General features: G+C 40.6%; 26 protein-coding genes and 1 pseudogene. All 27 read right to left on the bottom strand.

Going from position 1 to position 24,966, the window contains the following annotated elements:
• Positions 1 to 25: 25 nt before the first annotated feature.
• Positions 26 to 1,327, bottom strand: a complete 1,302-nt coding sequence (gene murA, locus AC1DUW_RS00795; RefSeq protein WP_053348502.1) for a UDP-N-acetylglucosamine 1-carboxyvinyltransferase — start codon at positions 1,325 to 1,327, stop codon at positions 26 to 28.
• Positions 1,328 to 1,359: 32 nt separating this feature from the next.
• The gene (locus tag AC1DUW_RS00790) at positions 1,360 to 2,109 is read right to left on the bottom strand and encodes a YwmB family TATA-box binding protein (RefSeq protein ID WP_053348501.1); all 750 of its coding nucleotides are present in this window, start codon (positions 2,107 to 2,109) and stop codon (positions 1,360 to 1,362) included.
• Positions 2,110 to 2,276: 167 nt separating this feature from the next.
• Positions 2,277 to 2,519: a DUF1146 family protein gene (locus AC1DUW_RS00785; protein WP_053348500.1), complete on the bottom strand. Its 243-nt coding sequence runs from the start codon at positions 2,517 to 2,519 to the stop codon at positions 2,277 to 2,279.
• Positions 2,520 to 2,668: 149 nt separating this feature from the next.
• Positions 2,669 to 4,195 (bottom strand): NADH-quinone oxidoreductase subunit NuoN, encoded by a 1,527-nt coding sequence (nuoN, locus tag AC1DUW_RS00780; RefSeq protein ID WP_477641799.1) that lies wholly within the window; start codon positions 4,193 to 4,195, stop codon positions 2,669 to 2,671.
• 3 nt (positions 4,196 to 4,198) lie between these two features.
• Positions 4,199 to 5,722 carry an NADH-quinone oxidoreductase subunit M gene (locus AC1DUW_RS00775; protein ID WP_053348498.1) on the bottom strand — a complete coding sequence of 508 codons (1,524 nt, stop codon included), beginning with the start codon at positions 5,720 to 5,722 and terminating at the stop codon, positions 4,199 to 4,201.
• Complete coding sequence (gene nuoL, locus AC1DUW_RS00770) at positions 5,719 to 7,590, bottom strand: NADH-quinone oxidoreductase subunit L (RefSeq protein WP_053348497.1); 1,872 nt, start codon at positions 7,588 to 7,590, stop codon at positions 5,719 to 5,721. The genes AC1DUW_RS00775 and nuoL overlap by 4 nt, the downstream gene beginning before the upstream one ends.
• 34 nt (positions 7,591 to 7,624) lie before the next feature.
• Positions 7,625 to 7,939, bottom strand: coding sequence for an NADH-quinone oxidoreductase subunit NuoK (gene nuoK / locus AC1DUW_RS00765; RefSeq protein ID WP_056524221.1), 315 nt, complete (start codon positions 7,937 to 7,939; stop codon positions 7,625 to 7,627).
• Positions 7,936 to 8,460: an NADH-quinone oxidoreductase subunit J gene (locus tag AC1DUW_RS00760; protein ID WP_053348495.1), complete on the bottom strand. Its 525-nt coding sequence runs from the start codon at positions 8,458 to 8,460 to the stop codon at positions 7,936 to 7,938. Before AC1DUW_RS00760 ends, nuoK begins: the two co-directional genes overlap by 4 nt.
• Positions 8,457 to 8,876, bottom strand: a complete 420-nt coding sequence (gene nuoI / locus AC1DUW_RS00755; RefSeq protein WP_053348494.1) for an NADH-quinone oxidoreductase subunit NuoI — start codon at positions 8,874 to 8,876, stop codon at positions 8,457 to 8,459. The genes AC1DUW_RS00760 and nuoI overlap by 4 nt, the downstream gene beginning before the upstream one ends.
• A 35-nt stretch (positions 8,877 to 8,911) precedes the next feature.
• The gene (gene nuoH, locus AC1DUW_RS00750; protein WP_053348493.1) at positions 8,912 to 9,919 is read right to left on the bottom strand and encodes an NADH-quinone oxidoreductase subunit NuoH; all 1,008 of its coding nucleotides are present in this window, start codon (positions 9,917 to 9,919) and stop codon (positions 8,912 to 8,914) included.
• A complete protein-coding gene (locus AC1DUW_RS00745; protein ID WP_053348492.1) occupies positions 9,920 to 11,020 on the bottom strand; it encodes an NADH-quinone oxidoreductase subunit D in 1,101 nt (366 codons plus the stop codon).
• A 4-nt stretch (positions 11,021 to 11,024) separates the two neighbouring features.
• Entirely contained in the window at positions 11,025 to 12,143 is a 1,119-nt protein-coding gene (locus AC1DUW_RS00740; RefSeq protein ID WP_477641798.1) for an NADH-quinone oxidoreductase subunit C, read from the bottom strand.
• A complete protein-coding gene (locus AC1DUW_RS00735) occupies positions 12,144 to 12,620 on the bottom strand; it encodes a NuoB/complex I 20 kDa subunit family protein (RefSeq protein ID WP_176527554.1) in 477 nt (158 codons plus the stop codon).
• 26 nt (positions 12,621 to 12,646) lie between these two features.
• Positions 12,647 to 13,021: an NADH-quinone oxidoreductase subunit A gene (locus AC1DUW_RS00730; protein WP_053348489.1), complete on the bottom strand. Its 375-nt coding sequence runs from the start codon at positions 13,019 to 13,021 to the stop codon at positions 12,647 to 12,649.
• Between the two features lie 407 nt (positions 13,022 to 13,428).
• Positions 13,429 to 13,830: a F0F1 ATP synthase subunit epsilon gene (locus AC1DUW_RS00725; RefSeq protein WP_053348488.1), complete on the bottom strand. Its 402-nt coding sequence runs from the start codon at positions 13,828 to 13,830 to the stop codon at positions 13,429 to 13,431.
• A 25-nt stretch (positions 13,831 to 13,855) separates the two neighbouring features.
• Complete coding sequence (atpD, locus tag AC1DUW_RS00720) at positions 13,856 to 15,253, bottom strand: F0F1 ATP synthase subunit beta (RefSeq protein WP_053348487.1); 1,398 nt, start codon at positions 15,251 to 15,253, stop codon at positions 13,856 to 13,858.
• Positions 15,254 to 15,341: 88 nt separating this feature from the next.
• Complete coding sequence (locus AC1DUW_RS00715; protein WP_053348486.1) at positions 15,342 to 16,202, bottom strand: F0F1 ATP synthase subunit gamma; 861 nt, start codon at positions 16,200 to 16,202, stop codon at positions 15,342 to 15,344.
• A 37-nt stretch (positions 16,203 to 16,239) separates the two neighbouring features.
• The gene (gene atpA / locus AC1DUW_RS00710) at positions 16,240 to 17,748 is read right to left on the bottom strand and encodes a F0F1 ATP synthase subunit alpha (RefSeq protein ID WP_053348485.1); all 1,509 of its coding nucleotides are present in this window, start codon (positions 17,746 to 17,748) and stop codon (positions 16,240 to 16,242) included.
• 24 nt (positions 17,749 to 17,772) lie between these two features.
• Entirely contained in the window at positions 17,773 to 18,309 is a 537-nt protein-coding gene (locus AC1DUW_RS00705; protein ID WP_053348484.1) for a F0F1 ATP synthase subunit delta, read from the bottom strand.
• Positions 18,306 to 18,827, bottom strand: a complete 522-nt coding sequence (gene atpF, locus AC1DUW_RS00700) for a F0F1 ATP synthase subunit B (RefSeq protein ID WP_053348862.1) — start codon at positions 18,825 to 18,827, stop codon at positions 18,306 to 18,308. Before atpF ends, AC1DUW_RS00705 begins: the two co-directional genes overlap by 4 nt.
• Before the next feature lie 167 nt (positions 18,828 to 18,994).
• Positions 18,995 to 19,219 (bottom strand): F0F1 ATP synthase subunit C, encoded by a 225-nt coding sequence (gene atpE, locus AC1DUW_RS00695; RefSeq protein WP_048685857.1) that lies wholly within the window; start codon positions 19,217 to 19,219, stop codon positions 18,995 to 18,997.
• A 62-nt stretch (positions 19,220 to 19,281) separates the two neighbouring features.
• Positions 19,282 to 19,977, bottom strand: coding sequence for a F0F1 ATP synthase subunit A (atpB, locus tag AC1DUW_RS00690; protein ID WP_053348483.1), 696 nt, complete (start codon positions 19,975 to 19,977; stop codon positions 19,282 to 19,284).
• Positions 19,978 to 19,999: 22 nt separating this feature from the next.
• Complete coding sequence (locus AC1DUW_RS00685) at positions 20,000 to 20,368, bottom strand: ATP synthase subunit I (RefSeq protein WP_048685860.1); 369 nt, start codon at positions 20,366 to 20,368, stop codon at positions 20,000 to 20,002.
• 7 nt (positions 20,369 to 20,375) lie between these two features.
• Positions 20,376 to 20,566: pseudogene (locus AC1DUW_RS00680) on the bottom strand (AtpZ/AtpI family protein).
• Positions 20,567 to 20,841: 275 nt separating this feature from the next.
• Positions 20,842 to 23,070 carry a S8 family serine peptidase gene (locus AC1DUW_RS00675; RefSeq protein WP_477641797.1) on the bottom strand — a complete coding sequence of 743 codons (2,229 nt, stop codon included), beginning with the start codon at positions 23,068 to 23,070 and terminating at the stop codon, positions 20,842 to 20,844.
• A gap of 83 nt (positions 23,071 to 23,153) precedes the next feature.
• A complete protein-coding gene (gene wecB, locus AC1DUW_RS00670; protein WP_477641796.1) occupies positions 23,154 to 24,296 on the bottom strand; it encodes a non-hydrolyzing UDP-N-acetylglucosamine 2-epimerase in 1,143 nt (380 codons plus the stop codon).
• 24 nt (positions 24,297 to 24,320) lie between these two features.
• Complete coding sequence (upp, locus tag AC1DUW_RS00665; RefSeq protein WP_053348481.1) at positions 24,321 to 24,950, bottom strand: uracil phosphoribosyltransferase; 630 nt, start codon at positions 24,948 to 24,950, stop codon at positions 24,321 to 24,323.
• Between the last annotated feature and the right edge of the window lie 16 nt (positions 24,951 to 24,966).

Genomic DNA, 24,966 nt, shown 5'->3' with positions numbered 1-24,966 from the left:
GCGAGAATGGGTTTTTTAAGATATCTTATGCGTTTAAATCGGCAATTTTTTTCGTTTCTGAAGGTACTTCTTCGTTAATACGCTCCACATCAGCACCTAAAGATGCTAATTTACCATGGAAGTTTACGTATCCTCTGTCAAGATGCTTTAATTCTGTAACACGAGTAATGCCATCCGCAACTAATCCAGTCAGGATAAGCGCAGCAGCAGCACGTAAATCAGTTGCAGCCACTTCAGCACCTTGAATATTAGTTGGTCCATTCACAATAACAGAACGACCCTCAATTTTTATATTCGCATTCATGCGGCGGAATTCTTCAACATGCATAAAACGGTTTTCGAACACTGTCTCCGTAATCATACTTGTTCCTTCAGCACGCAATAATAATGCCATCATTTGTGATTGCATATCAGTTGGGAAACCAGGATGCGGCATTGTTTTAATATCAATAGCCTTCAAGGTTTTTGGACCGATAACACGCAATCCATCTTCTTCCTCAAGGATTGTAATGCCCATTTCTTCCATTTTCGCAATAAGGGAAGTAAGATGTTCAGGCACAGCTCCTTGAACAAGAACGTTACCACCGGTAAGAGCAGCCGCTGTCATAAACGTACCAGCCTCGATGCGGTCAGGTATAATCGCATGTTCAGTGCCATATAATTTATCGACACCTTCGATTCTCATTGTACCCGTACCAGCGCCTCTGACTTTGGCACCCATTTTATTAAGGAAATTCGCAAGATCTACAATTTCAGGCTCTTTGGCCACATTTTCAAGTATAGTCGTACCTTCAGCAAGTGTTGCTGCCATCATGATATTTTCAGTGGCACCTACACTTGGGAAGTCAAGGTACACTCTTGCACCCTTAAGTCTGCCTTCAACTTCGGCATCAATGAAACCGTTACCGACCTTCACTTTTGCTCCCATCGCTTCAAAGCCCTTTAAATGTTGATCGATAGGACGAGAACCGATGGCACAACCACCAGGGAGAGCAACGCGGGCCCGGCCATTCCTTGCTAATAATGAGCCCATCACTAAAACGGAAGCTCTCATTTTACGTACATATTCAAATGGTGCTTCTTCTAATAACTCTCTTGATGCATCTACAGTTACTTGATTGTCATGAAAGGCAACATCTGCATTTAAGTTGCGCAATACTTCGTTGATTGTATATACATCGGAGAGCGTAGGAACATCTTTAATGATACTTTTCCCATCACTTGCTAATAATGTTGCAGCGATAACTGGCAAAACGGCGTTTTTAGCACCTTCTACTTTAACTGTCCCGCTAAGCCTATTTCCGCCGCGGACGATGATTTTTTCCAAAAGTATTCCCCTCCGCGTCCATTTTCTCTATATTAATATTCAAACGTTATGATTGGTGTGCCAACTACAAAGTTCGTTCTGTCACCCAATCCTTCTGTCCGTAGCCCAAACTGCAAATTTAATTTTTCTTTTGTCAAAGGTTGTTTAAACAATGTTGAATGTGCAGATATAGATGTAAAGTTTGTTTCATGCACACTCTCAATTTCCCTTGCTTGGAACATATCTAACAGATCTTCAGTTTTAGAGTTTAAAACCGAATCCATATTATCATTGATAGACCCTTTTATACAAGAAAAAATTGAAGGAGTTCCTATAAATAGGTCATTCACCCTGTTCTGGAACGTTGTTGTAAAGAAGGCTGAATTACCTTTTCTCCACTTTTGCCCCTTCACTTCGTAAATAACATAGGTAACTTTATCAAATTTCTCTTCCGTTGTCATTATTTTAATAGACTCGGTTAGACCTGAATCGACATTGTGAATTAACGCCTCAGCCTTCCAGCCGGAAGCATCATCTTCCCGGTACCATTGAAATTGAGGGTATTTTTGTTTTAAAACTGATACTTCTCTTTCAAACTCTTGTTTAGTTGCAATCTCTTTATTTATTTCTCTAGCATATACAGACCATTCTCCTATGTTTAAATCCTTATCCTGTTGTAGCAGTTCCACCAACTTAACTATATCGGTTTTACTTTCTGCTACAATCGTTCTATTCCCAATTAAAATCACCATCAAACCAAGAAATACTATGTATGTTAACATTTTTTTGTTCCAATTATGCATGTTAAATCCCTCCCCTTTTATACATTCTTTCCACAAGGAGAGAGTTCATACTTCGTGTTTTCCGACAATTGGTGACACCTCACTACCTGATATTATTAATAGCAGGGGAAGTATGGCGAATACAAGAGTAGAATCATATTTTGCTATAAGCAGAGTCTTACAGCTTATTAATCATCACTAAACATATATGGGAGTTGGTTCGCAAATCCCAGGTAGTCAAGGAAGAAATTACTAACAACTGAACCGATGGCAACCGTTAATAAAATATATAAAACCCTGGCCTTGATGACTGAATTGGATCTTAAAATTTTATCAAAGTGTAATGCCTGTAAAGCCCACCAGGTAACTGCAATGAAAAACAAGTGTGCAATTATTCCTGTTAAAGCCTGCTGTCCCATTGTTGAAAACATGTACATACCTCCTAAAAGACACCCGTCTTCTATTCTAACACAAAACCCCTTCGAATTTGGAATATAAAAGGAAGAATTGCAAAATATCTTTTTGAAACTGTAAATAGAGGCTTGATCCAATGGAACAAGCCTCTGATACAGGCATTATATCATTCACTCGAAATAAAGTCTGTAAAATCCCCAAATTGATTATGGAGAAAATCCAAGGCTAGATTAGGAACTATCCCGAAAAGGATGGTACCTACTAGGCAAATAATTATAACGGTGGACAGACCGGATCGAATTTTAATTACCTTGTCTGAATGAATGGGGCGGAAAAAGACTTGAACCAATAATCCAAAATAATACACATAGGACACAATTGTACCTGCAATCATGATCCCTGCAAGGACATAATGTCCAGGTTCAGTAATGAATGTTCCAAGAAAAATATTCAGTTTGCCGATGAACCCTGTCGTTCCAGGAATTCCAGCTAACGAGAGGATAAAGACAGTAAATGCTATGGCAAGGTATGGAGATCTCCCCCCAAGCCCTGCCAGAATACTTATGTCCTCTGAGCCACTTTGACTGGAAAGCAGTTGAATGACCGCAAATACGCCGATATTCATTAGTAAATATGCCAGTAAGTAAAACCAGACAGTATCCATTAAGAAGTAGCCACCGCCCATTGTCGCTACCGCTACAAGGAGGTAACCGGCATGGGCGATACTAGAAAAGGCAAATAACCGTTTTAAGTTTTGTTGTCTTAATGCAATTACATTTCCAATAATGATTGTCAGACCTGCCACAAAAGCTATATAGATATTATTTTTTTCCAAAAAGTCGAGTGCTCCGAATGTATCACCGGGAGCGGTTAGAAACAGTGAAAGGAAGACACGCAGGATGATGACGAATCCTGCAGTTTTCGAGATGACACTTAAAAAGGCAACCACAGGAGTAGGTGCTCCCTCATAGACATCCGGCGCCCACATATGAAACGGAGCAGCAGCAATCTTAAAGGATAAACCAACAAAAACCATGAAGAAAGCGAGACCCATAATGTATTGCAGCTGGCCATCCGTCATAGCGGCCATCGTCCGGCTCATCTCCCCTAGATTTACCGAACCGGTCACTCCATATAAATAGCTCATTCCGAACAAAGTGATTGCCGTAGAAATACCGCCGTTAATCACATATTTCATAGACGCTTCATTAGACTTTCTATTATGTTTACGTATTCCTACTAATATATAAGAAGAAAGTGAAAGTAGTTCTAGCCCAACAAACAAGGTTATCATATCACCGCTTGAGGTCATAATCATCGCCCCAAGCAATGCGGTCAGGAACAGATAATAAAATTCCCCGCGATGCTCCTGCAATCCCTCTTGGGGCTCGTAGCTTTCAGCAAGGAGGATGACAAGACCCGCTCCGAATAATAAGATTAGCTTAAATGCTTTTGCAAATGAATCTAAACGAAATGTATCGGATAAGATGCTTACAGTCTCAAAGGAAAATAAGCTAATCAGTGACAAAAATGCCAGAATAATTCCGGTTAACGCGAGCCATGCAAGTTTCCTTCGATTAAAATGCTTTGGCCAGAATAAATCCAATATCGAAAGAATCATGGCCGTTCCAAGGATGATGAATTCTGGCATCATCGCTCCCCAATTGTAAGAAAGCATTGTGTTCCAATCCATCCTTCATCGCCCCCCTAGCGCTAGCATCATGGCATCAATCGTTTCTTGAAGAGGCCCGCCTAATAGATTTGGGTACACCCCAACCGATATAATCAACCCGAGAAGTACCACAGTTGGCACAAACTCCAGCCCCTTAAGGTCATGTTTCTCTTTCTCTACCAAGCTATTACTTTTACCAAACGTTATCATCAGGACCGCTCTCAGCATATAGACAGCCGTTAAAACAAGTCCCAGAGCTCCGATTGCCGCAAACAATGGCTGACTCTTGAATAAGCCGAGAAATACCATAAATTCACTGATGAAGCCAGACATCCCAGGCAAACCGAGGGAAGCCATCCCGCCAGCTAACAAAAGTCCAGAAAATATTGGCATCGACTTTGTCAAGCCGCCAAGTTTAGTAAGCATGGTTGTGCCCGTCCGCTCATACAACACGCCAACCAAGAAAAACAACAAAGCAGCAATTAATCCATGTGAGATAACTTGAAAGATGGCTCCCTGAATACCCGATTCGTTCAAGGCACCCAGCCCCATCATAACGATTCCCATATGGGAAACCGAGGAATATGCTAAAACGAGCTTGAAATCCGTTTGCAATAACGCTAAAAATGCACCATACAACAAGCTTAGGACTCCAAAAAGTACAACGATAAAAGCCAGGCTTTTATATTGTTCCGGGAAAATCCCCATTCCAAACCGGATGATTCCGTATGCCCCTATTTTCAAAAGGACACCTGCATGAATCATAACAATGGAGGGCGGTGCCTCGGCATGAACCCGCACCATCCAGCTGTGGAAGGGAAATACGGGCAGCTTAATCGCAAAAGCTATGATGAAGGCCAAACATAATCCATACTTCATCGAACCGGAAATTGGTGCAAAGAGCGAGACGCCGCCCATCGTCATCATCTGAGACAAAGCCTCAATATTCGTCGTTCCTGTCCGAGCAAACAAAATCAAAATAGCCACCAATAGAACCGCCGAACCAATGCCATTATAAATTAGGAAACTATAAGATGCTTTCTCCTTCTCTAAAAATCCCCATCTCCCAATTAAAAAGAATGTCGGAATCAACGTCATTTCAAAAAAGATGAAAAAAAGAATTAAGTTTTCTGCTGTAAAGACACCGAGCATACCAATCTCTAAAATTAGAAATAAAAGGTAATACCCTTTCCACTCTTGTTTTATATAAATGGAGGCCATCGCTGCTAGCGACGAAACGATTGTTGTCAGTAATATAAAGATGAGACTTAACCCATCCAGACCCAATTCAAAATTAACGGTAAACAATTTAGGGTCATACATCGCCAAATTTCCAAATCGGATCCAATTAATCTTGGTATCAAAGGAAGAGAGTGCCACACCCGAATAATATTGACTAAATAGAAATAACGAGAGAATAAGGGGAGGCAGTGTTCCAAAAAAGCCGAATTGCTTGATCGTTCTTTCCTCTTTTTTCGGCATAATGGCAACCATTACAATGCCAAGTAGCGGAGAAAACACTAATAGTGAGAGCAAATAGACATTCATCTTAAATACCCCCCTGTCAACGCAAAGATGACCAATAGTACCGCGAGCCCAAGAAAGGCGATCATGCCATACTGCTGCACCTGTCCTGTTTGCAGTTTAGACCCTATTTTCCCTAGCCCCTCTATTGAACTTGTCACTGTTGAGATCAATCCCCCGACAATGAACTTTTCAATATAAGAAAGAAATAAACTAAAGCCCTTAATTGCATAGCCTACAGTAAAAAAGTAAATCTCATCAATAAAATACTTATTATCTATAACTTTATATAATTTGGAGTTCTCTTTGAAGAGCCAGTCCCGGGGTATCTTCTTTTTAGCGTACATCATATAAGCAAGTAATATGCCAGCAAGCGATACAAACACGGCCATAAACATAATCCACACAGGTCCCTCATTATGGCTAGCGCCAAGCAGCTTTTCATTTCCTTCGACTAGCCAATCACCCAGGAATGTTCCGAACCATGGGGTTTGAATATATCCACTAATCACAGCAAGCAACGCCAAAACAAACATAGGAAGTAACATGATTGAAGGTGATTCCTTAACCTGATTAACTGAACTTCGTGATTCTCCTGCAAATATCATGAAAAACAGGCGGAACATATAAAATGCGGTTAAAAAAGATGTAATCACTGCAAGTGTAAATAGGAGATAATCCCCATGCTCCCAGGCTGACATAAGAATTTCATCTTTACTGAAAAACCCCGACAGCAAGGGAAACCCCGATATAGCCAAAGTTCCAATCAAGAAAAGCGGTCCTGTCCAATTCAACCTTTTCCATAACCCACCCATTTTTTCTATGTTCTGTGTATGTATAGCATGAATTACACTTCCTGCTGCTAAAAACAGCAATGCTTTAAAAAAAGCATGAGTCATTAAATGAAACACCCCTGCCACATATCCAGCCGTACCTAAAGCTAGCATCATAAAGCCAAGTTGGGAGATCGTCGAATAGGCTAGCACACGCTTAACATCCTTTTGCACAAGAGCAATGCTTGCGGCAAAGATGGCTGTAAATCCACCCGTTACTGCTACGACGTGCATTGCTGTAACGCTTGCCAGAAACAACGGAAACATAGTGGCTACCAAGTAAACTCCTGCTGCAACCATAGTTGCTGCGTGAATCAGTGCAGATACAGGAGTCGGACCTTCCATTGCATCAGGAAGCCAAGTGTGAAGAGGAAACTGTCCCGATTTCCCAACCGCACCGATAAAAATCAGAACAGCAATCAACGTCAACCTTCCAACTGAAATCTCGCCAGCTTGAACAGCTTGAAAGATCTCTCCATATTCAAAGCTACCAGTTTCCCAGAATAGTAGAATAACGCCAATTAAAAGCCCTACATCACCTATTCTGGTCATAATAAAGGCCTTCTTCGCAGCCTTCTTTGCTTCCTGTTTATAAAAGTAAAACCCAATCAATAGGAAGGATCCAACCCCGACCAATTCCCAGAAGAAATAGAGTTGCAATAAATTGGGTGCCATGACAAGCCCAAGCATTGCAAAGGTGAAGAAACCAAGGTATGCATAGAAAATGGAGAATCGCTCTTCACCGTACATGTACCCCTTCGAGTAAATCTGGACAAGCAGGCTAACAAGTGAAACAATCACGAGCATCAAGGCATTAAGCTGATTGATTTCAAATCCTGCCGTAAGTTGCGTCCCACCGATGGAAAGCCAATCTATCGTTACTTTATAAGTAGGTTCTTTAAACCGTTCTATCAAGACAAGCAGCGATAAAATAAACGAAGCTAGCGTTAATAATATTCCTATATAGGCTCCTTGTTCTCGCCATCTCCTGCCTGATAGAAGCAGAACCAGAAACGTGACGAGTGGGAAGATCGGTATGAGCCAAGCATTCTCCATCATCGTATCAAATCCCCTTCTTCATTTATATAAACCTTCAATGCTTCATTGAATCCATTTCATCAACATTGACCGTCTTACGATTACGATAAAGGGCCATTAATATGGCCAGCCCAACAGCTGCCTCGGCTGCAGCAATTGTAATTGTAAATAATGAAAACACTTGACCAGTAATGGATGGCGTTACTCCAAATTTACTGAAAGCAACCAAATTGATATTCGCAGCGTTCAGCATCAGCTCAATGGAAATCAAAACAATGACCGCATTTCTTTTTACCAATGCGCCATACAGTCCAATACAAAATAAAACTAGTGCCAATACCAGATAAGCCGACAAGGGAACTCCTGTCATAATTGATCTCCCTCCTCATCCTTATCGTCTTTTTTTGCTAACACAATGGCACCTACTAAAGCAACAAGCAGGAGAACAGACATCACTTCAAACGGAATCACATATTTGGAAAACAGCTCAATGCCAATTTGTTTCGTATTTTCCTCATGCAAGGTCGTTGGCTGAACAGGTATATGCAGATTGTAAATACCCAGATAAACTGCCACAGCAAATCCAGCAACCGCTAGCAGCAAAGAGAATTTTCCCCACCTCCCTTTTGACGGTTCTTCGCGTTCTTGATGTTTAGTCAGCATAATTCCAAACAACATCACGATCGTAATTGCCCCAGAATAGATTAAGATTTGTACGACTGCCACAAATTCTGCCGAGAGCAGCATATAAATGCCTGCAATGCTTAGAAATGTAAAGACAAGGGCAATTACCATGTGTACCACTTTTGTTAACGTAATTAGCAGCACACCGCCTAATATGGCGACGAGTGCCAAACCCAAAAATGCAATTAATTCACCGGACAAACTCATACTTTATTCACCTTCCGGATATTTTCATCATTTTCATCCAGCCACTCCAGATTTTTAAATAACTGTTCACGGCTGTATTCCGCCAGTTCAAATTGATTCGTCATCACTATCGCTTCAGTAGGACAAACCTCCGTACATAGATCACACAAAATACATATCTCAAAATTGATGTCATACGTATCGATGATTTTACCTTTTTTTGTTTGGTCCGGATGCTTTTTCCCTGTTAATTGTATACAGTCTGTTGGACAAATCGTCACGCATTGATTGCATACAATGCACTTCTCAGGATAGAATTTTTGTATTCCACGGAATCGATCAGGGAGCGGCAGCGGCTCATTTGGGTAGTCGTAGGTCACTTTTTTCCGTGTCAAGTTCTTCAACGTATAGGTTAAACCTTTTGCTAAGCCAAGCATATTAATCCCTCGCTTTCTGATTAGCTTAAAGTTTTTTAAAAAAGTTTAAATAATTCTTTTAAAAGTGCAGTTAAAAATATATTAGCTAACGCAATCGGCAGCAGTACTTTCCAGCCGAACTCCATCAATTGATCGGCCCTTATACGCGGAAAGGTTACACGAATCCAAACCAATACATAAAACACAGCACTAAACTTCAGTCCAAACCAGACAGCCGCCGGAATAAAATCCAGAAACGGTATAGAATTCCATCCCCCTAAAAATAATACAGTGGTTAACGTAGCCATTGCAAACATATACACATATTCTGACAACATAAAGAATGCCCAGCGAAATCCAGAGTATTCAACATGATAACCCGAAACGAGTTCAGATTCCGCTTCCGGAAGATCAAAAGGGACCCTGTTCAACTCAGCTACCGATGCAATAAAAAAAACTATAAACGCAATTGGTTGAAGAAAAATGAACCAAACCTTCTCCTGTGCAGCGACTATATCATTTAAGTTTAAGCTCCCTGTTAACAGGACTATCCCCACTAACGACATCACGAGCGGAATTTCATACGATATCATTTGCGCTGCCGCCCGCATTCCGCCAATCAAAGAGTATTTATTGTTGGATGCCCAGCCTGCCGTGACGATACCAATCGTCGTAATACCGGAAACCGCCATATAATACAATAGTCCGACACCTATATCGGCAAATTGAAATGCATCGGTAAATGGCAATGTAGCAAGGACCATGAAAGCTGGAGCAAAGGCGATTACCGGTGCCAATATATAAAGCGGCTTATCGGCTTTTTTTGGGATTGTATCTTCCTTGATTAAAAGCTTCAAAACATCGGCAACGGTCTGCAAAAGCCCCCATTTACCACCAATCTGATTTGGCCCCACCCGCAACTGCATGAACCCCATGATTTTTCGTTCAGAAAGAATACCATAGGTGACAAACCCTAAAACAACAAATAGGAGCAGCACAGCCAAGCCAAAAAAGATGCCAAAATTCAGTAGACTTGGCGTGGATTGAAGCAAATCCTGGATCATTTATCCATCCACCTCCCCTAATACAATATCGATGGCACCTAGGATCGTTATCAAGTTCGCCATATTTTCCCCTTCCAGTAACTTTGGAAGAATTTGCAGATTATAAAATGAAGGTCGGCGGAATTTTAACCGGTACGGCTCCTTTTTTCCCTCACTTGCGATATAACAGCCGATTTCCCCTCTTGGTGATTCAATTCGGACAAAGGCCTCGCCTTTTGGCACTTTTATTATTTTCGGGACCTTAGCAATGATTGGTCCTGCCGTTGGAAACTGCTCAACCGCCTGCTCAAGGATTTTCAATGATTCTTCAATTTCCTCCATCCTGCAGTGATAGCGTGAAAAAGCATCGCCTTCTTCTCGGGTAGGAATATTAAATTGAAACCTGTTATAAATAGAATATGGTTCATTTTTTCTTAAATCCCATTTTACACCTGTACACCTTAAGTTTGCACCGCTTAGTGAGTACTGAAGCGCTTCTTCCTTCGAATAGGTGCCCACTCCCTTAACTCGGTTCACAAAGATTTCATTCCCTGTTACCAGCTCATGGTAACCAGCTAGCTGCTCCCTCATATAAGGAACAAACTCTGCCACCTTTTCAATCCAGTCTTCAGGAGCATCCCATTTCACACCTCCGACCCGCATATAATTAAATGTAAGTCGTGCACCTGACAATTCAGTCAATAAGTTAACGATCATTTCACGTTCACGAAAAGCATATAAAAAGGGGCTCGTCGCTCCAATATCAAGCAAATAAGTTCCCCACCAAACAAGGTGACTCGCAACTCTGCCTAACTCCATTGCGATTACCCGCAAATACTCTGCCCTGTCGGGGATTTCAACCCCCATCATTGTTTCAACGGCATGACAAAGCACATAATTATTTGTCATTGCGGCCAGATAATCCAGTCGGTCGGTATAGGGAATAATCTGAGTATATTGTAGATCTTCCGCTAATTTTTCCGTACCGCGATGTAGATACCCTATGACAGGTGTAGCCTCTTTTATTATTTCACCATCGATTTTGATGACAAGCCGAAAAACACCATGTGTACTCGGATGCTGTGGCCCTACATTGAGAAGCATTTCTTCCGTTCGTAACATTGGGTTACACCTCCACATCATAAGGCTGATAATCTTTTCGAAGAGGATACCCGACCCAATCCTCACCAAGTAAAATCCGCTTTAAATCAGGGTGTCCCTGAAAGAGGATACCGAGTAAATCGTAGGCTTCACATTCCGGCCAATTTGCCCCCGACCATAAAGGGACTAATGAAGGAACAACTGGAGAATCCCTATCCAGCTTCACTTTCAAGGCAGCCGAATGATTCGTATTAAATGAATATAGGTGAACATAGATTTCCATATGAGTTTCAAAATCTGTTCCATGCAGTTCTGATAAATAGTGAAAGTTCAACTGTTCATCATACCGTAAAATTTTAGCTATTTGAAAATATGTATCTGGTTTAGCAACTAATGTGGGGACATCTTTTGATAGATTATTAATATAGTAATCTGTTAGAGCACCTTGTCCCAAATTCCTTTCAATAGCCTGAACAATTTGATCGAGTATTGATTGGTTTGGTGAAGGTTCATCTGGGGTGTGAACTTCTGTACTCTCCTCTACTCTAGCCCTGGTCTTTGCAGCAGCGGCGGCTTTCGCTTTTGCAGCAGCAATGGCCTTAGCCTTTGCTTTTTCAGGATGCTCTTCTTTGCCCACTAATTCCTTTTTTTTGGCGAGAGCAGCGGCTTTTGCCTTTGCAGCTGCGGCGGCTTTTTGTTTCGCTGCATCCATATTTCCTTCTGATTCTTCTATTCCACTTTCTTTTAATTGTTTTCGGGCGAGAGCRGCGGCTTTTGCCTTTGCAGCTGCGGCGGCTTTTTGTTTCGCTACATCCATATTTCCTTCCGATTCTTCTATTCCACTTTCTTTTGATTGTTTTCGGGCGAGAGCGGCGGCTTTTGCCTTTGCAGCTGCGGCGGCTTTTTGTTTCGCTACATCCATATTTCCTTCCGGTTCTCCTGTAACACTTTCTTTTGACTGCCTTCGGGCTAAAGCAACTGCTTTTGCCTTTGCAGCTGCGGCGGCTTTTTGTTTCGCTACATTCATATTTCCTTCCCGTTCTTCTGTAACACTTTCTTTTGACTGTCTTCGGGCTAAAGCGGCGGCTTTTGCCTTTGCAGCTGCCTCTTTCTTTTGTTGCGCTAAATCCTGCTCTTCACTCATCTATATCACCCGCTTTCCAGTTTTCGCTTCGTAACGGATTTTTTCTTTTAATTTATTAATACCATAAATAAGTGCTGCCGGGTTTGGGGGGCACCCAGGGATATAAACATCAACAGGTACTATTTGATCTACCCCTTTGACAACCGAATATGATCGCACATATGGTCCTCCTGCAGTTGCACAAGACCCCATAGCAATAACCCATTTCGGCTCTGGCATTTGGTCGTACAATCTCCTTATTATCGGAGCCATTTTTTTCGTTACAGTGCCAGAAACAATCATGACATCCGATTGTCTAGGTGATGTTCGGAAAAAAGAGCCAAAACGGTCCAAATCATAATGAGAGGAACCCACTCCCATCATTTCAATCGCACAGCATGCTAAACCAAAAGTCATTGGCCATAGGGAATTACTTCTTGCCCAGGCCTTTACTTGTTCAAGTGTGGATAAAAAAATACTGTGACGCAATTCTTCCATTTCTGCAGGAGTAAGGTCGTCTAATTTTAATTCCACTTTAACACCTTCTTTTTCCAAGCGTAGATTAGTCCTAATAAAAGGATAAGGACAAAAAATAACATTTCAATTAGCGCAAACAGCCCCAGCTCGTCGTAAGCTACTGCCCATGGGTAAAGGAAAACAGTTTCTACATCAAAAATGACGAACATCAAGCCAAATAAATAATACCTGACATTGAACTGAACTCTTGAATCCTGAAAAGGCTCGATCCCACTTTCATAAGTCGTGTATTTCATATCATTCGGTTTGTATGGTCTAAGCAGTCTTCCAAAAAATAATGCGACTAAAGGTAGTAAAATGCCAAGACTAAGAAAAACAAATACAATTAAATAGTTATTTTGGTAAATATGCAGCTGTCCCATGTCCATCTCCCTTTATAGAGAAATCATGTTTAATAGGTGTATTTTTAACTTGCTTGTCTTCTTTTTTTATTGGAATCTTGTTTTAAATATTTATGCAGTGCTACAATTTTTTAGAAGTAACGTGACAAAGAGGGGGCCAGAAGTAATAAATGTAAGCGTATACATTATATCATCCAGAAATTAGTATGTCGATGAAGTAAGGGTTAATATGGAAAATACTTTACACTATAATTCGATATTTTTTATGAAATTTCAGCAGATTTTTTCTTATTTCGACGTTCAAATGCAGAAATTATGAGTTTGTATGATAATAAGCTCTTTTAAAGGCAGTTAAGATTGCATGACTAAAATAAAAAACACCAGGACTCTCCGCAAATAGAAAGTCCTGGTGTTTTGATTATATAAAATTATCGCATTTCTGCAATTTGAATCCGATTGATAGCACGTTTAAGCGATAAATCAGCTCTTTTGGTATCATTTGATCCATCATTGTTCTGCAATCTTTGTTCCGCACGTGCTTTTGCTGCTTGAGCGCGTGCAAGATCGATAGTTTCAGCTCTTTCAGCAGATTGAGCTAAAATGGTTACCACATCAGGGCGAACTTCTAAGAAGCCACCGTTTACAGCTACATAGTCTGTGTTGCTTCCATTTTTAAGACGGACAGCACCGATGGTAAGAGGAGCTACAGTTGGAACGTGTCCAGCCATAATTCCCAGCTCACCACTTTTAGCTTTAGTGCTTACCATTTCAACTTCTGCATCATATACTGGGCCATCGGGAGTAACAACATTGACTTTAATGGTCTTCATTTCATTCCCTCCTAGGTCCCTTTAATTAAGCCATTTCTTTTGCTTTAGCAATAACTTCTTCGATGCGACCAACTAGACGGAAAGCATCTTCAGGAAGTTCGTCGTATTTTCCAGCTAGGATATCTTTGAATCCTTGGACTGTTTCTTTAACTGGTACATAAGATCCCTTTTGACCAGTAAATTGTTCAGCCACGTGGAAGTTTTGTGACAAGAAGTTTTGAATTCTACGAGCACGGGCAACGATTACTTTTTCGTCTTCGCTTAACTCGTCCATACCCAAGATCGCAATAATATCTTGAAGTTCTTTATATTTCTGTAAAGTTGATTGAACTTGACGAGCTACTTTATAGTGCTCAGCTCCAACGACTTCTGGGCTAAGAGCACGAGAAGAAGAAGCCAATGGATCAACTGCTGGGTAGATACCCATTTCAGAAAGTTTACGCTCAAGGTTAGTTGTTGCATCTAAGTGAGCGAAAGTTGTAGCTGGAGCCGGATCCGTATAGTCATCGGCAGGTACATAGATCGCTTGAATAGATGTAACAGAACCTTTATTAGTTGATGTGATACGTTCTTGTAATTGACCCATTTCTGTAGCAAGGGTTGGTTGGTAACCTACCGCTGAAGGCATACGGCCTAGAAGGGCAGAAACCTCTGAACCTGCTTGAGTGAAACGGAAGATGTTATCGATGAAGAAAAGAACGTCTTGTCCTTGTTCGTCACGGAAATATTCAGCCATTGTCAAACCACTTAAAGCTACACGCATACGTGCACCTGGTGGCTCGTTCATTTGTCCGAATACCATCGCTGTTTTCTTAATAACACCAGAATCAGTCATCTCGTAGAAAAGGTCATTTCCTTCACGAGTACGCTCACCTACACCAGCGAATACTGAAATACCGCCGTGCTCTTGTGCGATGTTATTAATAAGTTCTTGGATAAGTACAGTTTTACCAACACCGGCACCACCGAAGAGACCGATTTTACCACCTTTGATGTAAGGTGCAAGTAAATCTACTACTTTAATACCAGTTTCAAGAATTTCAACTGATGTTGATAAGTTCTCAAAAGTTGGTGCTTGTCTGTGAATTGGATCACGACGTACTTCAGCTGTAAGTGGTTCAAATAGGTCAATGTTTTCCCCTAATACGTTGAAAACGCGACCTAGAGTTACTTCACCTACAGGAACGGAAATTGGAGCTCCTGTATCAACAGTCTCTGCACCACGAGTTAAACCATCCGTGGAAGACATTGCTACAGTACGAACTGTATTATCACCTAGTTGAAGGGCTACTTCAAGAGTTAGTCCTGTACCAGACGCTGTATTTTCGATTCTTAACGCGTTATAGATCTTAGGAAGTTGTCCGTCTTCGAATTTCACGTCAACAACCGGACCCATAACTTGAGTAACGCGTCCTATATTCATCGTTTTCCCTCCTAACGTTGCTTATAACGACTATCAAGTTTATGGAACGGCCAACATATCGTCCGGGCCGACCGTCCCTTTAATAATTTTATTCTAAAGCTGCTGCACCGCCAACAATTTCCGTGATTTCTTGAGTAATTGCGGCCTGACGTGCACGGTTATATTGCAATGAAAGTGAATCGATCAATTCTTTCGCATTATCGGTTGCATTTTTCATTGCAGTCATACGTGCAGAGTGCTCACTTGCTTTACCATCTAACAAAGCACCATAAATTAAACTTTCTGCGTACTGAGGTAGTAATACCTCAAGAATTTCTTCAGCATTCGGTTCAAATTCATAAGAAGTCAATGTTGCATTGGAAGTATTAAAGTCAGCTAAAGGAAGGACTTGCGTTTCCGTTACATCCTGCTGGATTGGGCTGACATAATGGTTATAGTACATATAAAGCTCATCACACAGTTCATTTAGATACAAATTCACTGTAGATTTAGCAAGGGAGCTAATGTCAGCAAAAGACGGCTGATCAGGAACCCCAATTACTTCAAGCTCTACGTGCATATTACGGCTGACAAAGAAATCACGGCCAACCCTTCCGATTGCGATAATGACGAACTCATCATTGGATTTATGGCGTTCAAGAATAGTTTTATGAACGTGGCGAAGGATACTACTGTTGTAGGCTCCTGCCAATCCGCGGTCCGATGTGATTACCAGGTAACCGGTTTTCTTCACTGGACGTGAGACAAGCATTGGATGAGATGCATCCGTACTTCCGTTCGCAATACTTGATACTACTTCTTGAATTTTATCCATATATGGAACATATGCTTTAGCATTCGCTTCTGCACGGTTCATTTTAGAAGCAGATACCATCTGCATCGCTTTTGTAATTTGACTCGTCTTTTTCGTTGAAGTAATCCGAGACTTAATATCGCGTAAAGAGGCCATTCATTCTCACCACCCTTTATAAATTAGTTAGACCTTATTATTCAGAAATAACGAAATTCTTTTTGAACTCGTTAATTGCAGCAACGATAGCAGCGTCTTCAGGAAGACCTTTAGTTGTGCGAATGTGATCTAATAATTCTGGATGAGAACGATCTAGGAACACATAGTATTCTTCTTCAAAACGAAGGATATCCGATACTGGAATATCATCTAAATGACCTTTAGTTAATGCATAGAAAATCATGACTTGTTTTTCAACTTTAATTGGTTTGTTTAGATCTTGCTTAAGAACTTCAACTGTACGAGCACCACGGTTAAGTTTTGCTTGTGTAGCAGCATCAAGATCAGAACCGAATTGAGAGAATGCTTCCAATTCACGATAAGAAGCTAAGTCTAGACGTAATGTACCAGCAACTTTTTTCATCGCTTTAATTTGTGCAGATCCACCAACACGGGATACGGAAAGACCAGCGTTAATCGCAGGACGTACACCTGAGAAGAACAAATCAGATTGTAAGAAGATTTGTCCATCTGTGATGGAAATAACGTTTGTTGGAATATAAGCAGAGATATCGCCTGCTTGTGTTTCAACAAATGGAAGCGCAGTGATTGAACCAGCACCTAAAGTGTCATTCAATTTAGCTGCACGCTCAAGTAAGCGGGAGTGCAAGTAGAATACATCCCCAGGGAAAGCTTCACGACCTGGAGGACGGCGAAGCAGCAAGGAAAGTTCACGGTATGCTGATGCTTGTTTAGAAAGATCATCATAAACCACTAAAACGTGCTTGCCAGCAAACATAAACTCTTCACCCATAGTCACACCAGCATATGGAGCTAGGTATAAAAGTGGTGCTGGTTGAGAAGCTGATGCAGATACAACGATTGTGTAATCTAATGCACCATTTTTACGTAGTGTTTCAACTGTTCCACGAACTGTTGATTCTTTTTGGCCAATAGCAACATAAATACAGATCATGTTTTGGTCAGCTTGGTTAAGGATTGTATCGATCGCAACTGATGTTTTACCAGTTTGACGGTCACCAATGATTAACTCACGTTGTCCACGTCCGATTGGTACTAGAGCATCGATAGCTTTAATCCCTGTTTGTAATGGTTCATGAACAGATTTACGGTCCATAACACCTGTAGCAGGGCTTTCGATTGGACGAGTTTTTGTTGTAGCGATTGGGCCAAGACCATCTAATGGCTGTCCAAGCGGATTTACAACACGTCCGATTAATTCTTCTCCAACTGGTACTTCCATGATTCTTCCTGTACGGCGTACTTCACTGCCTTCTTGAATGTCTCTGAAAGGTCCAAGAATAACAACACCTACGTTATTTTGCTCAAGGTTTTGTGCTAAACCCATTGAACCATTGGAAAATTCTAAGAGCTCCCCAGACATTGCATTATCTAAACCATGAACGCGTGCGATACCATCACCAACAGTGATAACTGTACCTACATCGCTTACTTTAATTTCCGACTGATAGTTTTCAATCTGCTTTTTAATCAGCGCACTGATTTCTTCAGCTTTGATGCTCATGAATTTCACCCCTATCTGTGAATATTAACCTAATAGTTGTTTGCTAAGACGACCAAGCTTACCGCTAATCGTTCCGTCATATATGCGGTTACCGATTTGAAGTTTGATGCCGCCAAGAATATTGGTATCCGTAATATTAGTAATGCGTAAATTTCTTTTACCGATTTTTGCAGCAAAAGATGAAGACACAGCTTCCATTTCTGATTCAGTCAATGGACGAACTGTATAGACAGTTGCATCCGCAACTGAGTTTTCTTCATTCGCAAGTTCAATAAACTCTTGTGCCATAGCAGTCACTTCATCTGTACGATGACGCTCTACCATTAACATTACTGTGTTTTGAACGGAAGAAGAAAGGCTTGCAAATGCATTTGCAATCAAAGCACTTTTTGCATCTTTAGTCATTTTAGGATGAGCTAAGAAGCTTAATAGCTCATTATCATTTGTAAAAACTTCATTCACTATGCGAAGCTCTTCTTCAAGTTGGTTAATGAGATTTTGCTCTTTCGCAATTTGGAAAAGGGCAACGGCATAACGCTTTGCTACTGTTATATCGCTCATTTCCCTTCTCCTGCCTCTTGAATGTAGTCATTAATCAATTGCTCTTGATCAGCTTCAGAAAGTTCTTTTTCAATTACTTTAGAAGCAATAAGTACGGATAAAGATGCCACTTGCTCGCGTAATGCTGTAATAGCTTTTTCTTTTTCCTGTACAATTTCACGCTTCGCTGATTCTTTAACACGTTCAGCTTCAAGACGTGCTTGATTCACGATATCTTCACGCTGTGCTTCACCTTGAAGTTTTGCGTTTTCTATAAGTTGTCCCGCTTCAGTGCGAGATTGTTTTACGATTTCACGTTGTTCTTCTAAATATTTAAGTGCTTCTTGTCTGCTAGCTTCCGCTGCTTGAATTTCATTTGCAACATGTTCTTCACGTTGAGTCATGATGCCCATTAGAGGACCCCATGCAAATTTCTTCAGCAACGCTAACAAAATGATAAACATTACTAATTGGAATAACATGTCTCCGCCATTAAAGCCATGAGACGTTGACCCAAGTACAAAGCTGCTTGTTAACACGCTTGGTTCACTCCCTTCACGAGTTTCACTTCTTAAAGCGTTCATTCATATGAACTTTTAGAAAACTATGCTCTTAAACTGTATAAAAACAGGATTGTGGACATAAAGGAAAGGCGAAGGTTCACATGGAACGAACTTCGCCATTTTTGAACTTTTTAAAGGTTCTATTAACCACCATATACCATAAACGCAATTACTACCGCGATGATAGGCATCGCTTCAACTAAACCTACACCGATGAACATTGTTGTTTGAAGCATACCGCGAGCTTCTGGTTGACGAGCGATACCTTCTACTGTTCTTGAAACGATAAGACCATTACCAATACCTGCACCTAGTGCTGCTAAACCAATTGCAATTGCTGCTGCAAGAAGACCTACTGAACCTGTCATTATAAATATCCTCCTTAAATTGTATCAAAATTTTATTTTTTTAGTTCTAAATGAACTTATAATTAATGGTCGTCACTGACTTTATGAGACAGATAAACCATTGTTAACGTAACAAAGATAAACGCTTGGATACTACCGACGAAAATACTATAGCCTTGCCATACTAATGTAGGCACAATTGCACCAATAAATCCGGCAGGTCCACTAAATGCTAACGTCCCTGCTAATAAACCTAGCAAAACTTCACCAGCATAAATGTTACCATATAGACGCAGACCAAGTGTCAAGGAGTTTGTAAATTCCTCTACAAGTGTCATTGGGTTTTTGTAAGCTTTAAAGTAACCCTTGGCGCCTTTCATTTTTATAGCATAGTAATGCGTTAAACCTAAAACCATGACTGCAAGAGTCAATGTGATAACTGGGTCGGCTGTTGGTGATTTCCACCAAAGCACTCCATCGTAACTAATTGCAAACGGAAGACCTAGCATATTGGACACAAAAATGTACATTAGCAAAGTCATACCAAGCAGTTGAAACTGACCACCTGTTCTCCAGTCCATGTTACTATTAATAATCCCCTTAACAAAATCCATAATCCATTCCATGAAATTCTGCATGCCAGTTGGCTTCATTGCTAACTTACGTGTACCAATCACTGCAATTAAGAACACAACAAGACTCGCAATTGTTATCATTAGGACATTACTTAAGTTAAAAGTTAGACCCATAAAATCGTGTAAGGGTGCTTCATGATTCAACTATATTCACCTCTCTTCCCCGCTATCGACGTATTAATTGGATGAAAAAATCTATAAAAATGACGATATAAGCTGTCATTAATCCCCATACAACACTAATCAGATGAAAATGCTCCGGAAATTCCAATGCAATGAGTACCGCTAGACCTGCGGATGCCATTCGTGTCATCGTTCCAAGAGATTTAGTTTTCTTTCCTTCATCAAGCGCCTGACTGAATTTTTTCATTTTCTGATTAATCAGCCATAAATTGTATAAACTCAAACTCGTACCCAGTATAAGCCCAGCAAAAACGGCTTGATAACTCGTAAGTCCCCATCCAACAACATAAACCGCCAGAAGAAAAATTATATATTTACTCTGCCTGTTGAACATGATTTTCATTTCTGGCATTTTTCATTTAATCTCCTGAGAAATATTTTCGAACTGAATGGAGCATTGCTTGTAAACCTAATGCAAGTCCACAAAGAAGGCCAATTACTAATAGCAGCGGTTCGAATCAAGGGTTCTGTCAAATCATCTTTCTAAAAAGAAGATACCGATCAAAACTGATCCGACTATTTGAGAAAGAATCGCTGACATCAAAGTCATAGCCATTAATAGACGGCAATTTATTTGACGAAAGTTGCATCCTCGCGGTTGAAATTTGGTGGAGGATAGAAAACATTTCATGCTGTAAAAATCTGCATGTTGGGCTCCTGAAAACCCTCTCATTTTACATCCTTAGTTAGCATACAATAGGCAAGAATCAATGTCAATGAGTGGTTAGTGAAATTTGTCACAGGTTTGTAATTATTAACGAATTGTTCACAAATTATCTTTTTATTACTATTGACATACGTTTTATTTTACTTATTGTCATTTCTTCACTCAATAAGTAACGTCTTTTCTATCCGATCTTCTCTTCCATTCCTTCTTGCAAATATTATTGCTTTATATACACCTTTAGGCGGCAAGTCTTTTCTATATATATTTTTTTTGGTCAAACCTGAGGGTGCTGGTTTCGACCAATCCATATATCCGGCAAATTTTAAGGTGTCTGCGTCATAAAGAGCAATCCCGAATTCTTCAGCTCCTCGAGGTAGATACATCTCGTATCGATATGTGCCGGCCTGGTCGCCTTGGCCGAATTCAAACCCCATTACTCTTGGATAATCCGGTTCTTCTTTAACGTATAAATAAGGGAGCGAAATTTTTTTACTTCCTTCCATTATAATTAGGTACCCATCATAAACCCCCTTCTTGAGTTCAGACGGGTTTACTTGAAGTCCCACATCGATTGCTTTCTTTTCACTTGGATTTAAAGTAATCGATTTCGGCAAATCCCAAATGAGTCCCTTCTCTTTTAATGGGACAAGAAAAGAGTACCTCCTAATCTTCTTTCCTGTATTTTCAAGGACAATCGGTTCATGATGCTCTTCAATTCCCTCTTTTTTTGTATACATTCCAAATGACAAAGAACTTGGATACAGCAGTGTGTCTGCTTTTAATGCTTCAGCAACCTGGATGCGGCCAGCTCCCTGTTCATATGTATGATACAGTTGACGTGCCGTTTTACTTAATGGCTTAGAAGTACTMATCAAGGCTGACTTTACTTGTTCAGGAGTCCACTCCGGATGCTTTTGTAAAATTAAAGCGCACGCACCTGCAACATGCGGGGCAGACATACTTGTGCCAGCTAAGGACATATATCCCTTAGGAATGGTGCTTTCAATCTCAACTCCAGGCGCTAACACGTCTGGCTTAATCCCCCAAGATACCGTTACCGGTCCCCTCGAGCTAAAATCAGCCAGTCTATCTTGCTCCTTCTTATATACAAAATGAACTTTTTCGTGTTTTTTTTGATCCACAAATTTCTTAAGTCGTAATCCATCTCTTCTATTAATAGATGAAACTGGTATGTTCATCTCTTTTTCTAAGCTACCGGTAAAGGTTCCGTTCGTATTATTATATATAATTACCGCTTTCGCTCCTGCCTTTTCAGCATTGGATACTTTCTCCTGAAAGGTAAGTGTGCCACGCTCAAGTAACACGATTTTATCTTTAACATGTTTTAGCTCATTTTCGTTTCCGATATTTCCATAAATTACTTCTTCCGAAAAAGTTAAGTTCCACTTCTTTGAGCCTTGAAATAGAGTCAAATAAGATTGATACTTTTTTGACCCAAGTCCGTAAACCATATATGGAACCTTCAACGGAGGAGTTGACGCCCCTACCGAAATCGCTTTTTCTGCTGTCCCAGGCGAACCCACAGTCCAAACAGCCGGCCCAGAATTGCCGTTTGATGTGACAGCAACGATTCCGCTTTCCACCGCTTTATTTAAGGCTAGCGAAATAGGTAAATCAGGTCCATTGACATTGTTCCCAAGAGAAAGGTTTAAAACATCTACCTTATCTTTCATTGCTGACTCAATAGCCGTCAAGACTTGCTCTGTATCTCCTGCACCTCCTGGACCCAATGCCCGATATGCATAAATCTCTGCTTCTGGAGCGACACCCACCATTTTTCCATTGGCTGCAATAATACCCGCAACATGGGTTCCATGTATTGTATCTAAACCTCCCATGTTCTTCGTTTCCATCGGGTCTTCATCACTATCAACTAAATCTTTTCCTCCTTTATAATTACGCTGCAAATCTGGATGTGTATAATCAATCCCTGTATCGATAATCCCTACTTTTACTCCTTTCCCGGTTATCCGGTGATTCTTTTTATCAAAGAAACTCCTCACCCTGTCTCCTCCAATGAAAGGGACACTTTCATCTAGCAAGGCATGATACATAGATACTTCAGTAACAGCTTGAATCGCACTCTCCTTCTTAAGTTGTTCAATTTCATTCTTTTTCCCATATACAGAAAATCCATCAAGGGCAACCGTATAAATATTACGTAAATGAAGGGATGGATACTTTTCAAGCAGCTTATTAATCTTTTCTTGTGAAATCGGGCTTTCCATCGTGACTACAACCGTTACTTTCTTAGATTCAGATAACTTTGGTAATGGCGGCAGAATGACAGAGGCTAATCCTTTTTCATTTGAGAAAAAAAATATTAAAAGGAAAACAGACAATATAAAAGATATCTTTCTCAACATAATCATCCCCTTAGCAGTTATCTTTTCTCAACTACCTTGGAGTATGCAAATAAAAAAGGAAAAGCCAATTGGCTTTTCCTTTTTTATGGTTCAAATCTTGTTGGCGGTACACTGACTTGCTTAAAATAGTAACGTACGGCTTCAGCAATTCGGGCTGAAGCATTTCCGTCCCCATATGGATTAGAGGCCTTAGCCATTTTTTTGTGTTCTTCATGATTGGTTAGCAATTCATGCGCCATTTTAAAAATGGTCTGTTCATCCGTACCCGCCAGTCTTAAGGTGCCTGCTGCAATCCCCTCCGGGCGTTCAGTCGTATCTCGCAAAACAAGAACAGGTACACCAAGTGATGGTGCCTCTTCCTGGATGCCTCCGGAGTCAGTCAAAATCAAATAGGCTCTTGATGCAAAGTTATGAAAATCCAATACGTCCAGCGGTTCGATTAAATGGACACGCGGATTATCACCGAGAATCTCGTTTGCTAGCTCTTGAACAGCGGGATTTAAATGGACAGGATAAACCACTTGAACATCGTCATGATCTGCAACGATTTTTTTGACAGCCCTAAAGATATTCCTCATAGGCTCCCCTAGGTTTTCCCTGCGGTGAGCTGTAAGTAAAATGAGCCGGTCATCTTCCAATTTATTTAAAACTGGATGAGAATACGTGGACCGCACTGTCGTTTTTAAGGCATCGGTTGCCGTATTTCCCGTCACGAATATGTTTTCTTTCTTGTTTTCATTCAGCAAATTCTCTTCCGCTTTTGAGGTCGGCGCAAAATGTAAGTCTGCCATAGTTCCGGTAAGCTGTCGATTCATCTCTTCCGGATAGGGGGAATACTTATTCCATGTGCGCAGCCCTGCTTCCACATGTCCAATGACGATTTGATTATAAAAAGCAGCTAAACTGGCTACAAAGGTTGTAGTTGTATCACCATGAACAAGAACAATGTCAGGTTTAGCTTCCTTCATTATAGAGTCCAGACCACTTAATGCTCTTGTTGTAATATCAGCAAGCGTTTGCCTTTCCTTCATTATATTCAAATCATAATCGGGTTGAATGGAAAATAAGTCGAGAACTTGATCTAACATTTGTCGATGCTGAGCCGTAACAGCAACGATTGATTTGAAATATTCTGGGTGTTTTTGAAATTCGAGTACTAAGGGCGCCATTTTGACAGCTTCTGGTCTCGTTCCAAAAATCGTCATGACCTTAATCGGTTGGTTCAATCGTGACACCTCAGTTTCTTTCTATTATTTTGTGCCGAATAAACGATCTCCCGCGTCTCCTAGACCTGGAACGATGTAGCCATGTTCATTCAGTTTTTCGTCAAGCCCTGCAATATAAATATCCACATCAGGATGCGCTTCTTTTAATGCTTCTACGCCTTCTGGGGCTGCAATTAGGCACATGAATTTGATGTTAACTGCACCGCGCTTTTTAATAGAATTGATAGCTTCAATAGCAGAACCGCCTGTCGCTAACATTGGGTCAACAACAATGCATTCTCTTTCTGCCAAATCGCTTGGCATTTTCGCATAATATTCAACCGGTTTTAATGTTTCTGGATCACGGTAAAGACCGACATGACCTACCTTTGCAGCAGGAATCAATTTAATAATTCCGTCCACCATTCCAATACCAGCACGTAAAATTGGAACGATACCAACTTTTTTACCAGAAAGCATTTTTACTTTCGCTTTGCTGACTGGTGTTTGGATTTCTACTTCTTCAAGCGGCATGTCTCTTGTAATTTCAAATGCCATTAATGACGCAACTTCATCTACTAGTTCGCGGAATTCTTTTGTTCCTGTATTTATATCACGTATATAGGCTAATTTGTGTTGAATTAACGGGTGATCGAAAACATAAACTTTTCCCATTTAGCATCTCTCCAAT

This window comes from Peribacillus sp. P4_C12 (assembly GCF_056402095.1).
This window is presented reverse-complemented; position numbering and strand designations above follow the sequence as displayed.